Below are 15,585 nucleotides of genomic sequence, written 5' to 3'. Positions count from 1 at the left end.
AGTATGGCCCTTGATCTTATGACGGCTTTTACTGAGCTGCCGCCGGCGATTGATTACGTTTTGCCGAATATGGTTGCGGGAACCGTGGGGGCTATTGTGTCGCCTGGCGGGGCGGGTAAGTCCATGCTGGCCTTGCAACTGGCGGCACAGATTGCCGGTGGTCCCGACCTGCTGGATATTGGCGAGTTTCCCTCCGGCGCCGTGGCTTACCTGCCAGCCGAAGATCCGACTGCGGCTATCCATCATCGGCTGCACGTCCTGGGAAGCTACCTCACGCCTCCACAGCAGCAGGCGGTGGCTGATGGACTGCTGGTTGAGCCATTGATTGGCAGGTGCCCCGACATTATGTCTTCGGCATGGTTTGATGGCCTCAGGCAGGTTGCAGAGGGTCGACGCCTGCTGATCTTGGATACACTGCGCCGTTTCCATATCGAGGAAGAGAATGCCAGCGGGCCCATGTCGCAGGTGATTGGCCGGATGGAGGCCATCGCCGCCGAAACGGGCTGCGCCATCGTATTTCTGCATCATTCCAGCAAGGGAGCGGCCATGATGGGCGCTGGCGACCAACAGCAAGCCAGCCGTGGCTCATCTGTGCTGGTCGATAACATCCGTTGGCAATCCTACCTCTCAGGCATGACGCCAGGGGAGGCCGAGGAATGGGGAGTGGATGACGGCCAGCGGGGTTACTTCGTCCGCTTTGGCGTAAGCAAAGCCAATTACGGCGCACCTTTTCCCGAACGTTGGTTGCGCCGACATGAAGGGGGCGTACTCAAGCCGGCCGTTCTGGAGCGGCAAAAGCGGCAGCAGTTTGTGAAGCCGAAAGCAGTGGCAGGGATTGGTGATGACAACTGGTAACAAGGTCGCTCCCACCAGCACGGCGTTACAGGCTCGTGTGATGATCTATCAACCCACTCAGCGTCCCCGAGAACGCAAGGGGCAATGGATGGACACCTGCTTTGGTCGCTGTCGAGTAACCGGCAGGCTCGGACAGCGCCATGCCGACCTTATGGAATCCATGCTGTATGTTGCCGAGCGGAAGCGGGATGTGTCGGATGGCGGAGTGGAGCTTCTGGTAGACCCTGCGAAGCTTCGCCGGACAATGTCCGATCATCAATACAGCCTTACCCAGATTGAGAAGCTGTTGGCTGAACTGCGGGCGGCGACCATCACTATAGAGACGCCGCAGTTTGATTTCCCAATTATCGGGGGCCTGATCGATCACGTAATACCATCACCGATGACTCGTCCCGACCCTCTGACCAGGGGAAAACGCAACCTGTGGCGTGTCCGGTTGGGAGTTGCCCTGGTCATGCTGCTGGAGCACGACTTATCCCTTCACTACCAGCCGGCGCCTATCACCAGGCTCAAGCATGGGATCAGTCAAGCGGTAGCTCGCCATGTGCTGACCCATAAGCATGATCCAGCTGGGGGCTGGCATATGGATACCCTGATCCGTGCCGTATGCGGTGATGATGTTGCTGGCCAGGCCGTGCGGGATGGGCGTAGACGACTGAAACATGATGCCGCTGGGCTTGCCGAGCTGGGGATAGAAATCACTGATGATAATAGGGTGAAGCGTGGCACAGCCGCCCGATAGCGTGGCGTACCCGCCCGAAGGCGTGGCACAACCGCCCGGAAGCGTGGTACAGCCGCCCGAATTTTTGCCGTTTTAGCAGGATCTTCAGGATATTTCAGGATATCCAGGCGGTATAACCGCCCGCTTGATGCGGGCGATTACACCTTTCTTGATAAAGCCCTTGTCGGGCTTTATCAATCGGCCTATGGCCGATGGTTGAACGCCAGGAGGGGAGGGTTGCCAGGTCCGAGTTGGCCTCCGGCTACAGTGCTGCCGGAGAAGACAAAGGAGCGCCGCAAAGGAATTGCTATGGCGTGGTTTATTGACACTTGAGGGGCGGGCCTCGGTTTTATTGACATTTGAGGGGCAGCCATCCGGCTTGATTGACACCTGGGGGCGCCGGTTACGGTTGTATTGCCACCTGGAGTCAGCATTTTGGTCTGGTTGACGGCTTGAGGCACGGCACTTTGGCGTTATTGACATTTGAGGGGCGGCCGGGCTGGTAGTGGGGAAAGCGGGTGGAAACCTGTGTATTCCAAGGTGTAAAGCGCAAGGTCAGCTGCCATGGGGCGAACACGATTAGAGCGCTGTTTTACCACTGTTGGCGCGCTGCATTATCGCTGCAAGCATCAGCTACTGCGCTGTTTAAGGCTGATTGTGTGCGATTCCACAGGATTACACGACGAGTGCACGGTAATAGCGATGCTTTGCACATGGCGTACGCGCAAGAATCAACGCCGAGGTGCGGGCAGGATGTGTGAAGTAGGCCCACCATGCAAGCATGGCGGAGCCTCTTCACTGGCCCTTATTCGCACCTGCGGTGCTCAACGTTCATCCTGCCCTGCGGGGCCGTCCAGCTCAGCTGGCAATCACGAAGAGGACGGTGACATGGAGACAAGCGAGAACAAGCCAACGAGAAAGGGCAGTAATCCGATCAAGGTCTATTGCCTGCCCGAGGAAAGGGCGGCCATCGAGACCAACGCCAGGAGGGCGGGTCATAGCGCCTCGACCTATCTGCGCTTGGTCGGCCAGGGCTACCAGGTTCGCGGTGTGACCGATGCCGAGCAGGTGCGCGAACTGGTCAGGGTGAATGGCGACCTGGGCCGCCTGGGTGGCCTGCTGAAACTCTGGCTGACGAATGACGCCAGGGTGGCCGGAGTCGGGGCCAATACCATCCTGGCGGTTCTGGGCCGCATCGAGGCGACGCAGGAGCAGATGAGCCTCCTCATGGAGTCCATACTTCGGCCGAAGGCCGAGTCATGATAGCCAAACACGTTGCCATGCGCTCACAGGGCAAATCCGACTTTGCCGGGTTGGTGAATTACATCACCGACAAACAGAGCAAGGAGCATCGGTTGGGGGCCGTTCGGCTGACCAATTGCGAGGCGCATTCGGTCCGGGACGCGATCAGCGAAGTGCTGGCGACCCAGTTTGCCAATACCAGGGCGAAGAGTGACAAAACCTATCACCTGATTGTCAGCTTCCGGGCTGGGGAGCAGGTTGAAGCCGAGACCCTGGCTGCCATCGAGGATCGTATTTGCGAGGGACTGGGCTTTGGCGAGCACCAGCGTATCAGTGCCGTTCACAACGACACCGACAACCTGCATATCCATATCGCCATCAACAAGATCCACCCGACGCGGAACACCATCCACGAGCCCTACTACCCACACCAGACGCTGGCCGAGCTGTGCGAAGCCATGGAGCGGGATTACGGGTTGCAGCGGGACAATCATATGCCGCGCCGGCGTGGTGCCGAGGCCCGGGCGGCCGACATGGAGCGCCACGCCGGCATTGAAAGCCTGATCGGCTGGATCAAGCGCGAGTGCCTGGACGAACTCAAGGCCGCGCAGTCCTGGGGTGAGCTGCACCGGGTGATGCGTTACAACGGCCTGGAACTCCGGGGGCGGGGCAATGGGTTGGTGGTGATGGCCGGCGATGACGTTATGGTCAAGGCGAGCACCCTGGGGCGGGATTTCTCCAAGCCGAAGCTGGAAGCCCGTTTTGGCCCGTTCGAGCCTGACCAGGCGCAACAGGCCAGGCCCCGCCGACAGTACCGCAAAGATCCGGTACGGCTGCGGGTGAACACCAGCGCGCTTTACGCCCGGTACAAGTCAGAGCAGGCGACAGCGGCGGCCAACAAAACGGCCGCCCTGGATAAAGCCCGGCGACAGAAAGACCGCCGGATTGAGCACGCCAAGATGAACGGCAGGGCGAGGCGGGCGGCCATCAAGCTTGCCGGCGGCGGCAAGCTGACCCAAAAGCTCCTGTATGCCCAGGCCAGCAGTGCCCTGAAAGCCGACATTGACGCCATCCATAAGCAGTACCGGGAAGAACGGCAGGCCATCCATGAGGCCCACGGAAAGCGCACTTGGGCCGATTGGCTCAAGCGGGAGGCCCTGCAGGGCGATGCCGAGGCCCTGGCCGCGCTGCGGGCCAGAGAGGCCGCTCAGGGCCTCAAGGGCAATACCCTCAAGGGAGAGGGGCGGGCAAAGCCCGGTCATGCGGCGGTGATCGACAACATCACCAAGAAGGGCACCATCATTTACCGGGCCGGCTCCAGTGCAGTGCGCGACGATGGTGACAGGCTCCAGGTATCCAGGGAATCCGACCAGACAGGTATCCAGAATGCGCTACGGCTGGCGATGGAGCGTTATGGCGACCGCATTACCGTGTATGGCTCGCCGGAGTTCAAGGCCCGAGTGATCCGGGCGGCCGTGGATGGGCAACTGCCTGTTAGGTTCGCGGATGCCGGTCTGGAACGCCGTCGCCAGGCCCTGGCCAACAGCCAGGGTACAACCGGGGTCCAGGAGCGGGCCAAACGGTCGGGAGTAACGCCAATCGGCCAGGAGTCGCCGCCGATGCGCCGTAACCGGCTGCAAACCCTGTCTCAACTCGATGCGCTGAGTCTTGGAAACAAGGCCGTCAGCACACCGACCCCGCCAGGGCCGAGCGAGCAGGAGCGCCGCAAGGCCAAGCTACGGGCGGAGCTGGACGCCAAGAAGGCGAGGCGGCAGAGCAAGGGGCGGGCGCGGTAAAATTTGTTCAATGCTTGCAGTGTGCTAAAATGCAGTCATGTAAAGCAAGTGCGGGGTTTGAAATCATGCCGTCTATCACTGTTAGAAATGTGCCGGATGAGGTGCATCGTGCCCTGAAGGTGCTGGCTGCTCAGCATGGGCGCAGCGCCGAAGCGGAAATCCGCGACATCCTGGAAAATGCCGTAAAGCCGAAAGGCCGGAAGAAACTGGGTTCTCTGCTGGCCGAAATCGGCCGTCGGGCCAAGTTGACCGATGAAGATCTTAAAACCATCGAGCAGGTGCGCGACAAGACCCCTGCCAAGCCGATGACGTTTGAATGATCGTACTGGATACCAATGTCGTTTCGGAGCCACTGCGTCAGGCCCCCGAAGCCCGGGTGATTGAATGGATTGACGCGCAGGCGCTCGAAACGCTTTACCTGTCGGCAATCACGGTGGCCGAACTGCGTTTCGGGATGGCATCGTTGCCTGCCGGCAAACGCCGTGACGGGTTGCAAGAGAGCCTGGAAAAGCAAATTCTGCCGCTGTTTGCCGGGCGGGTGCTGCCGTTCGATATGTCGGCATCGAAAGCCTACGCCGAGCTGATGGCGAAGGCACGGGCAGCCGGCCTGGCAATCGGCGCAGCCGACGGATATATCGCCGCGACGGCCGCCGCCAATGGCATGATCGTCGCCACGCGAGACGTCAGCCCGTTTGAAGCGGCGGGCGTAGACACTATTAACCCTTGGGAAGCCTAACCGTCCCCAAGGACAATGACACCGATGTTCAACAACAATGCGGCCGCGCGTTTTAACGGTGTCGCGCAGGTCGGACGCCGGGATAGTAAGTAACGAGCTATCTCTGTAGAGGTCCACATTCACCGCTGACGTTCAGCAGGGGTAGCGGTTTGCAGCCATATCCGGCGAGCCGCTACAGGTTGGTGGGTGCAACTTAGTTACGACAACACTAAGAGCACTCAATCATGCAAAAAGAACGTATTTTAGCGGCTAAAATGGCCGCGCTCGCCATCTCCCTGGCGTTGACCACGTCCGTGCCAGCACGGGCGGGCATTCCGGTTGTCGACGGCACCAACCTGTCGCAAAACATGATGTCAGCGATGGAGGCCGTTGCGCAGACGCTCAAGCAAATTGAGCAGTATCAAACCCAGCTCCAGCAGTACGAAAACCAACTGCAAAACACCATGGCTCCGGCCGCTTACATTTGGGATCAGGCCCAGACCACCATCAATGATCTGGTCCAGGCCACCAACACGCTCCAGCATTACCAGAACCAGCTTGGCAGCCTCGATGCCTACCTGGGCAAGTTCCAGGATGTGGCCTATTACCGCAGCTCGCCCTGTTTTAACGGCTCCGGTGGCTGCACATCGGCCGAAAAAGCCGCGATGGAAAAAAACCGCCGCCTGGCGTCCGAGTCCCAAAAAGCGGCCAACGACGCGCTGTTTCGCGGGCTTAACCAGCAGCAGCGCAACCTGCAATCCGACGCTCGTCAGCTTGAACGCCTGCAATTCGCCGCCCAGGGCGCAGACGGCCAGCTTGCCGCCATCGGCTACGCCAACCAACTCGCCAGCAACCAGGCCAACCAGCTCCTGCAGATCCGTAGCCTGCTGATTGCCCAGCAGAATGCAGAGGCAGCCCGGCTGGCGTCCGAAATGGATGCCTACGCCAGGGGCGAAGCACGGGAACAGCAGCTGCGCACCTGGACCTATCAACCCAGCTCAGCAGATCGCTACTAAGGGAGGCCGCCATGAAAAGAATCATTCCATTGGTGGCCCTGGTTGCCTTGTTCGGATGTGAGCAGGAAGTAGTACCGGAGGCGAGCGCGGCAACCTGTGCGCCGGCCGCATTTCAGCAGGCCATCCGCGAGCTGAGAAACGAGGCGAACCGGAAAGCCTTCACCCAGGCTTGCCGATCCTTCGAGAAAGCCCGGCAAATGCGGAGCTGGGAGTTTAAGCCCAGCTCCCCCGACCGGTATTGATGGGGGGCCACAGCATGAAACGAATAGCCTTTTGTGGCCTGGGAGTGTTGGCCGCCGTTGTCGTGTCGGAGCCTGTTCTGGCGCAGGAGCTGTCCAGCAGCAACATCATGGATGATGTGCTGGACCGTTTTCATGGTGCCGCCTCGACCTGGGGGCCCGCCATAGAAGCGGCCGCGAGCCGTCTCTTCTGGACCCTGGTGGTGATCTCGATGGTCTGGACCTTCGGCATGATGGCGTTGCGCAAGGCCGACATCGGCGAGTTCTTCGCGGAGCTGGTGCGATTCACCATCTTTACCGGGTTCTTCTGGTGGCTGCTGACGAACGCGAACCAAGGCATGAACATTGCCGGAACCATAGTCCAGTCATTGCAAACCCTGGGCGCGCAGGCCGGCGGCCTTTCCAACAGTAATCTCGGCCCGTCCAGCATCCTGGATCTTGGCTTTGAACTCTACGACCGGACGGTACAGGCCACGTCGGAGCTGAGCTGGCAACAGTTCGCCACTGCGCTGGTGATGGAGCTGATGGCCTTGGCGGTATTGCTGGTGCTGGCGATTATTTCCGTCAACCTGCTGTTGTTGCTGGCGGCCAGTTGGATAGTGCTGTACGCGGGCGTGTTCTTCCTGGGCTTTGGTGGTTCCCGTTGGACCTCGGACATGGCGATCAATTACTACAAGGCCATTCTCGGCATTGCGGCCCAGTTGATGGCCATGGTGCTGCTTGTCGCCATCGGTCGGGATTTCCTCGTTCATTATTACTCGCAGATCAGCGAGAACATGGCGTCCCAGGAGCTGGTGGTGATGCTGGTGGTGTCGGTGATCCTGCTGTTCCTGGTGAACAAGGTGCCGCCCATGATCTCCGGCCTGGTATCCGGCGGCAGCGTCGGTGCCATGGGCATTGGCTCTTTTGGGGCCGGTGCTGCAATGGGCGCAGCCATGACGGCGGCCGGCATGGCCATGGCAGGGGCCAAAATGGCCGGTGGCGCCATGCTGGGAGGGGTCGCAAATGCGGTAGGTGGCGCCTCGGCCCTTAAGGCGGCATTTGAAAAGGCGTCGGCTGCCGCCTCGGCATCCGGTGGCGAGATGCCAGGCTTCGGTGAAACTGGCCATGGCGGCGGTAACTGGGCGGGTGAAAGCTCAAACGGTGGCGATACGGGCACGGGAGACACCCCGTTCGCGCAAGCAGCAGGTTTTAGTGACAGTTCTACTGGCGGGATAAAGCGTGCAGCAAGCCTTGCTGCTGTGACAGCCGGGAATCTGGCTAAGGGGGCTGGTTCTATGGCTGCGGACAAGTTCAAGGATCGCGTGGCTGATACGGCCGGTGGCCGCTTGGCATCCTCGATCCGTTCCAGCTCGCCTTCATTTGAAGGTAACAGCTTGGGTGGCACAAACGACAGCAACAAGAAGCGGGAGGGCTGACGATGAAGCGCAGTTTTTTTGACGGGTTAGATGTTGTTGCTAGCCAAGACACGGCAGCCCATTTTGAGCCGGTAGGGGATCAGTCGGCAGAGCTGGATGCAGCCGCAGAGGTTGCCGCTTTCGTGGGCCGACCTGATCCTTTCCCTGATGTTGAAACTGGGAGAGAAGAAGCCCGAGTGATGGATAAATCCGCTGGAACGAGTACGGGCAGCACACCATTTGCTGAGGCTGCCGGCTTTCTCAGCTTAGGCCGATAAAAGTGCGCCGGCCGGCATCGCGGGCCGGCCGGTACTTCCTTAATCCACCAGATAGAGTGGGAATATTGGCAATACAACAATTTATAGACCCCTGCCAAGCTGTGTATCAAGCGGCTGCTGCTTTGGCGGCGCTGGAATATCTCGACCGGGAGTATGCCCAGCAACTCGGGTTGCTGGCTGAGGTAGTTGCCAATATGTTCATGGTGATGTTCTACCAGGCCGAAACCGTCCAGGCATCAAGGGGGAAGTTCCAAGAGACCATCGAGGCCGCGCGGCAGTCTTTGACACCCTGACAGTGCTGAATACCAAGAAGGGAAGAGCGGTAAGTTGGTCGCTCTTTTCTTTTTAGCGGCTAAAAGTGTTCATCAAATGATGGTTTTATGGACAATCTGAAGGGACTCGGTTTTTCATGGCTGATGAGGTTCAAAACCGTTAAGATATCCGTCAATTTTTCAATGTCCTGGTTCTGTCAATGAATCAACGCATAGGGTACGCTCGCGTTTCGACGGACGACCAGCACCTAGACCTGCAGCGCGACGCGCTCACGCAGGCCGAGTGCAACGTGATCTACGAAGAAGCGATCAGCGGTAAGAACGCGGTACGCCCAGAGCTTGAGCAATGCCTCAAGGCGCTACGATCCGGGGATACTCTTGTGGTATGGAGGTTGGATCGCCTTGGGCGCAGCCTGCCCGACCTAGTGAAGATCGTGGCCGAGTTGGAGCAGCGCGGCGTGCATTTTGAAAGCTTGACCGAGAAAGTCGAGACCGGCAGTGCGGCGGGGAAACTGCAATTCCACGTTTTCGCAGCCTTGGCAGAGTTCGAGCGCGCATTGATTCGGGAGCGGACGCAGGCCGGGCTTGCCGCCGCTCGCGCGCGTGGACGGGCCGGTGGCCGAAAGCCTAAGCTGGACGACCAGCAGATGCGGGAGATCAAGGCACTTTTGCGCGATCCTGACATGCGCGTTGCAGATGTAGCCCGCCGTTATGGCGTTTCCCGTACCACCCTTTACAAGTACGTTGGTATCGTTACGCCGCGTCAATGAGGATTGGATATGGTGAATGAAAGACTGAATATTACGCGTGGTGTAAATAAGAAGCCGGTTGCTACTGACGCCCTGGAGCAAAGTCTTGAAAGCTTGCGAGGCATACAGGGTGAGGTATTCACAGGCTATCCATTGATCGCCACGCCAGATGGCAAATATTCGATTGATGCTGCCTTGGTGAGCCCATCCAAGGGTATCGTGTTATTTGATTTGATCGAAGGGCCTGACGTTGGGGAATATGAAGAACGTCAGGATGATTTGGCAAACAAGATTGAAGCACGATTGAAGTTACACCGTGAACTGGTCAAGGGGCGCCAGTTGCTAGTGCCATTGTCGGTGATTTCATTTGCCCCAGGAATCAACAATGTCGCGGCTCTGGCGGTAGATAACTATCCTCTCGTCAATGAGCATGGTCTTGCCGCTGCTTTGAACGAACTGAATTGGACGGATGGAAGCGACGATCTCTACCGAATGACGTTGTCGGCTATCGAAAGCCTCAGCAGCATTAGGAAAAGTCGCTCCAAGCGTGAGGTTTACCGCGAAGATTCTCGGGGATCTAAACTCAAGCGTCTCGAGGATTCCATCGCGACGCTTGATCACCGCCAGAACAAAGCTGTCATTGAAACGGTGGATGGCGTTCAGCGTATTCGAGGACTGGCTGGTTCGGGAAAAACCATTGTGTTGGCTCTCAAGGCTGCTTATCTACACACGCAGTATCCTGATTGGCGCATCGCTGTAACTTTCCATACCCGCTCCCTCAAAGGGCAGTTCCGCCGTTTGATCAACAACTTTTGTATCGAGCAGAGTGGTGAAGAGCCAGATTGGACGAAGATTCGGGTCATCAATGCTTGGGGCGCTCCTGGCGGGGATGCGCGGGACGGTATCTATTATGAGTATTGCCGCGCTACAGGAACGGATTTTTTCGACTTCAGGAGCGCATCTAGCAGATTCGGAGGAAGTGAGCGAGCCTTCGACGGGGCTTGTCAGGCTGCGTTGGCAAATGCTTCGGATGCAGCGCACATCTACGACGTCATTCTTGCGGACGAAGCACAGGACTTTGCACCAAGTTTTCTAAGGCTTTGTTATTCCATGCTGAAGCCGCCAAAGCGATTGGTTTACGCCTACGACGAGCTTCAAAATCTCTCAGGAACTTCTCTTCCACCGCCGGAGGAAATTTTTGGAAACGACAAGACTGGGCGGCCACTCGTCACGTTTGGCGACGACCGCAGACGAGACGTGATCTTGCAGAAATGCTACCGAAACTCTCGCCCAGTGTTGGTGTCAGCTCACGGCCTTGGTTTTGGCATTTACCGAGACGCTCCGCAAGGTGCCCCGACAGGCTTGGTTCAGATGTTTGACTACCCAGCGCTATGGGAAGAGATCGGCTACAAGGTTAAGCATGGGCAGTTGGCGAAAGGCCAGCATACCGTCCTCGAGCGTACAACTGAAACTAGCCCAAAGTTTTTGGAAGAGCATTCGGATATTAGTGATCTCGTTCAGTTCATCAAGTTCGATGATGAAGAACAGCAGAACGCATGGCTAGTTCAACAGATACAGCACAATTTGACTGAGGATGAGCTTCGCCATGATGACATCATCGTTATTCACTCAGATCCTCGGACTGCCCGTGGTAGCACTGGCCCCATCCGTAAAAAACTTTTTGAGGCCGGAGTTCAGACCCATTTGGCTGGTGTCGATACGGATGCGGACGTATTCTTCCGAACTGATACTCCGTCAGTAACCTTCACTGGAATTTACCGTGCCAAGGGGAATGAGGCGGGCATGGTCTACGTCATCAACGCCCAGGATTGCAACGGTTCCGGTCCAGGTCTTGCCAGCCTGCGCAACCGTCTTTTCACAGCGATCACTCGAAGTAAAGCTTGGGTTCGCGTAATAGGTTATGGCCCTCAAATGCAGGAGTTGATCGACGAGTTTTCTGCTTTGACGAAACGTGACTTCGTTTTGGACTTCACCTATCCCGACGATGCCCTGTTGAGCAAGTTGCGCATTGTTCACCGTGATTTGTCTCCACAAGAGCGGCAGCGTCTTGAGCGAAGAAAGAGCCAGCTTGCCGATCTTTTGGGCGACCTGGAGAGTGGTGAGCTACATCCGGAAGACCTTGATGAAGTTACCCGGGAGAAGCTCAGAAGATTCCTTGGGGGCAATGAGTGATGGCACTAGCTCCGAAGAGTATTAAAGAAGATATTGATGGGTTGATTTCTGAATTGATAGGCAAAGGGGTTTGTGACGACTCAAATTTTTCTGCAATTCGATCATATGGCGGTGTGGTTGACGTTACTTATAGCGGTTCGGAGCATGTCTCCATTGCGTTGGGTGATATCGAATACGCTGAGGTTTACCATGAGCTGGCAGAGAAACGTTCATTCAATATGAAGCTGGTCGATGGCGCATTGCTTCAGATGATGTATCGCATCGAAGATGACGATCTGCTACAGCACAGGCTTGCCTTTTACCCGTCGCCAAGTCTGTTGCCATTTCAAGATGATCCGGATGCGTACATGCGTGATGAGCTGTTTATCGAGATTGTTCAACGCAGAATTGTTCCGTTCCCGTTGCGTTTTGATTTTGATGCGCGAGAAGGTGTTCACGTTGATATTGCCCATCCCAAAAGCCATCTTACGTTGGGCGATGTAAAGGGATGCCGTATTCCTGTCTCTGCACCATTGACGCCTCGGTGGTTTGTCGAATTTATTTTGCGAAATTTCTACCAGACAGAATCATATGATTTCGTCGGCGGCTTGCCTCGGCACAAAGTGAGATTTTCAGCGTCCATCACCGCAAATGAGACTGCTCTTATGCACATGGTCATTCCATACTAATGGAAGTGGGAAGGCACTCTGAGTGCATCAAAGCCGGCAGTGAGAACACGGGAAAAGGCCCGCAAGAATCGATGGCTCCTAAACTAGATGACCTGCTCACAGATGACCGACTGGCGAGGCTGTTCACGACGGATGGCCGCGACTGTGCGCTCCAATTGTGGGTTTTGCAGATCAAATGCGGTCAATCGACTGAAAATCGAGTGGTTTACGGTCGCCTTCTTCCTTACAGTCATTCCAGTAATAGCTGGTCCTTTAGCAATAACGACGATTTCCATGCCTTTGGGCAAGCAAAGGCGAAGGTTACTCGGCTTAATCTGTACGTCAAAAGCGACCGCTGCGCAGAGCTTATACGGCTATTGAGCGGTGGGCGGTCCATATCGGTGGCCAGCGAGGAGTTGGGGTTACGACTTCCGGATAAATTAAGAGTACAGTTCGGAGAGACTTCGCTCGGGACAGGCAATCAAATCTACCGTCCAGTTGCCTATCTGCTAAACCGTGATGCACACGATTGGCGATCGACCTCTAGCCCACATGGCGCAGCAGGGGCTTTTAGCGCTTCTATTGTCCAGGCCAACAAGAAGGCATTGTTTAATCTGGGTGAGGTCTACGAAACAGCCTTGACGGCAATGGTGATCAAACATCTCAATGCAGACACCGGGTTGGATTTCGGTGGGGCTGATATTACGAGATTTGGCGACCTCGAACTGTTGGTCTTTCCTACGCTTGATGATAGTGAGCAGAGCTTGCTGAGCGTGAGTTGGGTAGATTCTCCATGCGCCCTGGTTGCACGGTTAAATCCGGTACAGGTACCGCACTTCAGTGGTTTTCAATTTCGTCTGAGCATCGCAAATGACGGCCAAATCGTTTACTCGGGCTTGGCCACAGCTGTGCGCGATGAAGCGGGCGAGTTCGTGTGCGAGTTTGTACTAAGTGACCAACTTCGTGAGAGGACCGATAGCACTGAATTGGAAATTTTTGGATTCCATGGAGATCACTCCAGTGGAGGCTTGCTTTGCTGCCGCTGGCGGGTCGGATACGTCCGAGAATTAAATTTTCAAGGGCATCTAGTGAATCACGGAGGCAGTCAGGTCAAGTTCGATTGGCTAGAAAAGACGGTCCGACCGTCCGTATCGGCGCGGGCGAAGGCCGCCCTGACTATTAATCGCGGCGATCTGGGATTCGGCAATAGCATCGGGGGACGTAAGGTGGACCCGTGGGTGCCGGTCAACCGTGACCTCGTATCCCTTTTTGCGAGACTCCATCCTCCGAAGTCTGAGGGGCAGTTTTTATTGCGCTGGGGTAACGAAGATCCCGAGAGTCGATTGCAATTCATTGAATGGTTCAAGGCACTGCTGGCCAAGTACCAACAACACCAAATTGTCATCTTCGATCCTTACTTCGAAGATGCCGGTTTGGGTTTGGTTTTGCTCTGCGCGGCACAGAATGCGAACTACATCGTCTTCAGATCTTTACCCAAAAGACCATCCAAGGAAAAAGAAGCTGCTCCGAACGAATTTGAAGAGGCTATTTCGAGTGGGATTGATAACCTGCTGAAGAACTGCGAACACAACCGGCACCTATTAAGGCGCTTAAAGCTCCGCATCTATGGGTTGAAGGAAGGTCGGCTGCACGATCGTTATATCTTGATTATCGGGGCTGATAGTCTGCCAGTCGCAGGATTCAATCTGTCCAACTCATTTCAGAAAGCCGCTGAAAACTATCCATTGCTGATCACTCCGATCCCTGCGGACATTTTGTTCAAGGTTGAAAAATATATGTCTGAGCTAGTGGAGGAGGCCGAGAACACGAAGCCTAAAGACGAGATTGAAAATCCATCCATACGGGTTCTCTTCGATTCCATGGAATCACCAACGATGGGGAAGAACTACGAGCCACTAAACTTTCTTAATAATAACCATGCAGGCGACGTGCTGAGCGCGTGGGTCGGCGAGCAATCCTTACAAGGCTTGAGTGGTGATTCGTTGAAAGAGCGCATGAGGGTATTGGACCTACTCAAGGATGGGGCGCTCGCACTGTCAGAAACGACAGGCCTGCACAATTGTCTGCGCCAGAAAGCGGGTGACTTCACGGACTTTGTAGCTGCTTGGGAAGTAATCGGTGAGGTGCTCGCACATTCACACATAGAGGAATACCGTTTACGCGAACTCGAACCAGAACCAGAACGTGGTTTTCTGGAATTTCTGGCGAGGTTTCTTGAGGCGTCGTTCAGCCGTACTCACGACGAGTTTGGGAAGGAAGTGACGGTGATGGATGCCCGGTTTTTCCAGATGCCGGTCGAAAAGTTGCTGCACAGCTCTTATCATCCGCATCATTTGTTCCATGCGACAAAATACACAGTATTGACCTGGATGGAGTACTACACAATTAAGTTTTTGTGGTGGTATGCCCCAGATGCTCTGCTGTCGATCGCAGAGGCGCAGATTGCTAGCGTACCCATGGAGCCTCAGGGAACGAATACGGTGCGGCTATCCCTATTGAGTCAGATCTTCAGTGAGATTTCGCTGACGGTGCAATTCGGCGCCAACGCGGGGCAGCGGGACCGACTCGTTCAAAGCAGCAGCGGCCTGATGCAATGGATGGGGTTAAATGCGATTAAGACGCAGCTGGGAGAGCCGGGAGGCCTTGCTGCCGTGTTGCAGTTGATAGCAGCCTTTGGCTATCCAGAGCGGGTGCGCGCTCTGGGTTGGATGGTTCACCATGCGGCCATGGATTCGAATAAAGAGGAAATTTTTAAAGACTTGGTTGCGGCGCTGCATAAAGTGTTGCCAGGGACAATCACCGGGGAGGAGCTCCGGCACTTGGTCGACTCCATGCGAGGCCACATGGGACAATTAGCATGGGCTGAGCCGTGGTTGTTCCGAGATGTGGTCTTCCCGTTACTACAGAGTGAGCGCGTCTCTACTGAAGAGTCCTGTGACATATGGATGCGAGAGCTGGTTAGTATGTTGGAACCACGTTCAAACAACCAGTCTCGCTTGTTTGTTCGAGCTCGTGAAGGGCAGACGACTAACATTGCTTCGTTCCTTTTCGCTTACAGTAACCCTAAACAGCGGGAAGTTAGCCTGAAGATGATGGCTGATATCTTGAAGCGGCAACGGCGGATTTTACAACAGCCACTCGCTAGCACCTCGGGATGGACCACATGGAACGACGCACTCAGAGTGTCGCTGTGGATATTGGCTTTCGGCAGGTGGAGTGAATTCTATTTGCATGAACGTGGCGCGACCGATCAAAAATTGGAACAGCTATCACGGGATGCACGTGGGCTTACAATGATTAGGCCGATAGAGGAGTGGCAATCAGAGCGGGGAGGTAAGCAGGACGAACTCGTTGCGTTCCTAGATCAGGTGGAGGGGCTTTTGAACGCAGATGGTTAGCTGAAATAGGCTTCAAAATAAATTAGATTCAAAAGTCCAGAAAACA

Annotated in this window: 15 protein-coding genes; all 15 read left to right on the top strand. The window is 56.1% G+C overall.

The annotated features are described in order from the left end of the window. Positions 1 to 3: 3 nt before the first annotated feature. Positions 4 to 855, top strand: a complete 852-nt coding sequence (locus AN401_RS12260) for a helicase RepA family protein (RefSeq protein WP_096779518.1) — start codon at positions 4 to 6, stop codon at positions 853 to 855. Beyond that, the gene (locus AN401_RS12255; RefSeq protein ID WP_096779517.1) at positions 842 to 1,597 is read left to right on the top strand and encodes an ABC transporter ATPase; all 756 of its coding nucleotides are present in this window, start codon (positions 842 to 844) and stop codon (positions 1,595 to 1,597) included. The genes AN401_RS12260 and AN401_RS12255 overlap by 14 nt, the downstream gene beginning before the upstream one ends. A gap of 867 nt (positions 1,598 to 2,464) precedes the next feature. After that, on the top strand, positions 2,465 to 2,839 hold the full coding sequence (gene traJ, locus AN401_RS12250) for a conjugal transfer transcriptional regulator TraJ (RefSeq protein ID WP_096779516.1): 375 nt from the start codon (positions 2,465 to 2,467) through the stop codon (positions 2,837 to 2,839). Next, positions 2,836 to 4,614 (top strand): TraI/MobA(P) family conjugative relaxase, encoded by a 1,779-nt coding sequence (gene traI / locus AN401_RS12245; protein ID WP_096779515.1) that lies wholly within the window; start codon positions 2,836 to 2,838, stop codon positions 4,612 to 4,614. The genes traJ and traI overlap by 4 nt, the downstream gene beginning before the upstream one ends. Before the next feature lie 65 nt (positions 4,615 to 4,679). Beyond that, on the top strand, positions 4,680 to 4,934 hold the full coding sequence (locus AN401_RS12240) for a FitA-like ribbon-helix-helix domain-containing protein (RefSeq protein WP_096779514.1): 255 nt from the start codon (positions 4,680 to 4,682) through the stop codon (positions 4,932 to 4,934). Continuing rightward, on the top strand, positions 4,931 to 5,350 hold the full coding sequence (locus AN401_RS12235) for a type II toxin-antitoxin system VapC family toxin (RefSeq protein ID WP_096779513.1): 420 nt from the start codon (positions 4,931 to 4,933) through the stop codon (positions 5,348 to 5,350). The genes AN401_RS12240 and AN401_RS12235 overlap by 4 nt, the downstream gene beginning before the upstream one ends. Positions 5,351 to 5,574: 224 nt before the next feature. After that, entirely contained in the window at positions 5,575 to 6,345 is a 771-nt protein-coding gene (gene trbJ / locus AN401_RS12230) for a P-type conjugative transfer protein TrbJ (RefSeq protein WP_096779512.1), read from the top strand. A gap of 11 nt (positions 6,346 to 6,356) precedes the next feature. Continuing rightward, a complete protein-coding gene (gene trbK, locus AN401_RS12225; protein WP_096779511.1) occupies positions 6,357 to 6,587 on the top strand; it encodes an entry exclusion lipoprotein TrbK in 231 nt (76 codons plus the stop codon). Between the two features lie 14 nt (positions 6,588 to 6,601). Further along, positions 6,602 to 8,002 (top strand): P-type conjugative transfer protein TrbL, encoded by a 1,401-nt coding sequence (gene trbL, locus AN401_RS12220; protein ID WP_096780364.1) that lies wholly within the window; start codon positions 6,602 to 6,604, stop codon positions 8,000 to 8,002. 2 nt (positions 8,003 to 8,004) lie between these two features. Beyond that, on the top strand, positions 8,005 to 8,259 hold the full coding sequence (locus tag AN401_RS12215) for a hypothetical protein (RefSeq protein ID WP_096779510.1): 255 nt from the start codon (positions 8,005 to 8,007) through the stop codon (positions 8,257 to 8,259). A 65-nt stretch (positions 8,260 to 8,324) separates the two neighbouring features. Continuing rightward, entirely contained in the window at positions 8,325 to 8,552 is a 228-nt protein-coding gene (locus AN401_RS12210) for a type I toxin-antitoxin system ptaRNA1 family toxin (protein ID WP_096779509.1), read from the top strand. Positions 8,553 to 8,731: 179 nt separating this feature from the next. After that, positions 8,732 to 9,301, top strand: coding sequence for a recombinase family protein (locus tag AN401_RS12205; protein ID WP_096779508.1), 570 nt, complete (start codon positions 8,732 to 8,734; stop codon positions 9,299 to 9,301). Positions 9,302 to 9,310: 9 nt separating this feature from the next. Further along, the gene (locus AN401_RS12200; RefSeq protein ID WP_198401731.1) at positions 9,311 to 11,473 is read left to right on the top strand and encodes a DEAD/DEAH box helicase; all 2,163 of its coding nucleotides are present in this window, start codon (positions 9,311 to 9,313) and stop codon (positions 11,471 to 11,473) included. Further along, complete coding sequence (locus AN401_RS12195) at positions 11,473 to 12,141, top strand: DUF2290 domain-containing protein (protein WP_096779507.1); 669 nt, start codon at positions 11,473 to 11,475, stop codon at positions 12,139 to 12,141. The genes AN401_RS12200 and AN401_RS12195 overlap by 1 nt, the downstream gene beginning before the upstream one ends. Positions 12,142 to 12,212: 71 nt before the next feature. Continuing rightward, a complete protein-coding gene (locus AN401_RS12190; protein WP_096780362.1) occupies positions 12,213 to 15,539 on the top strand; it encodes a VPA1262 family protein in 3,327 nt (1,108 codons plus the stop codon). The last annotated feature ends 46 nt before the right edge of the window (positions 15,540 to 15,585 follow it).

Origin of the sequence: Zobellella denitrificans (assembly GCF_002407485.1) — a bacterium.
Taxonomy (GTDB): Bacteria; Pseudomonadota; Gammaproteobacteria; order Enterobacterales; family Aeromonadaceae; genus Oceanimonas; species Oceanimonas denitrificans.
The sequence above is the reverse complement of the archived record's forward strand: the minus strand, read 5'-3'. Positions and strand labels throughout refer to the sequence as shown.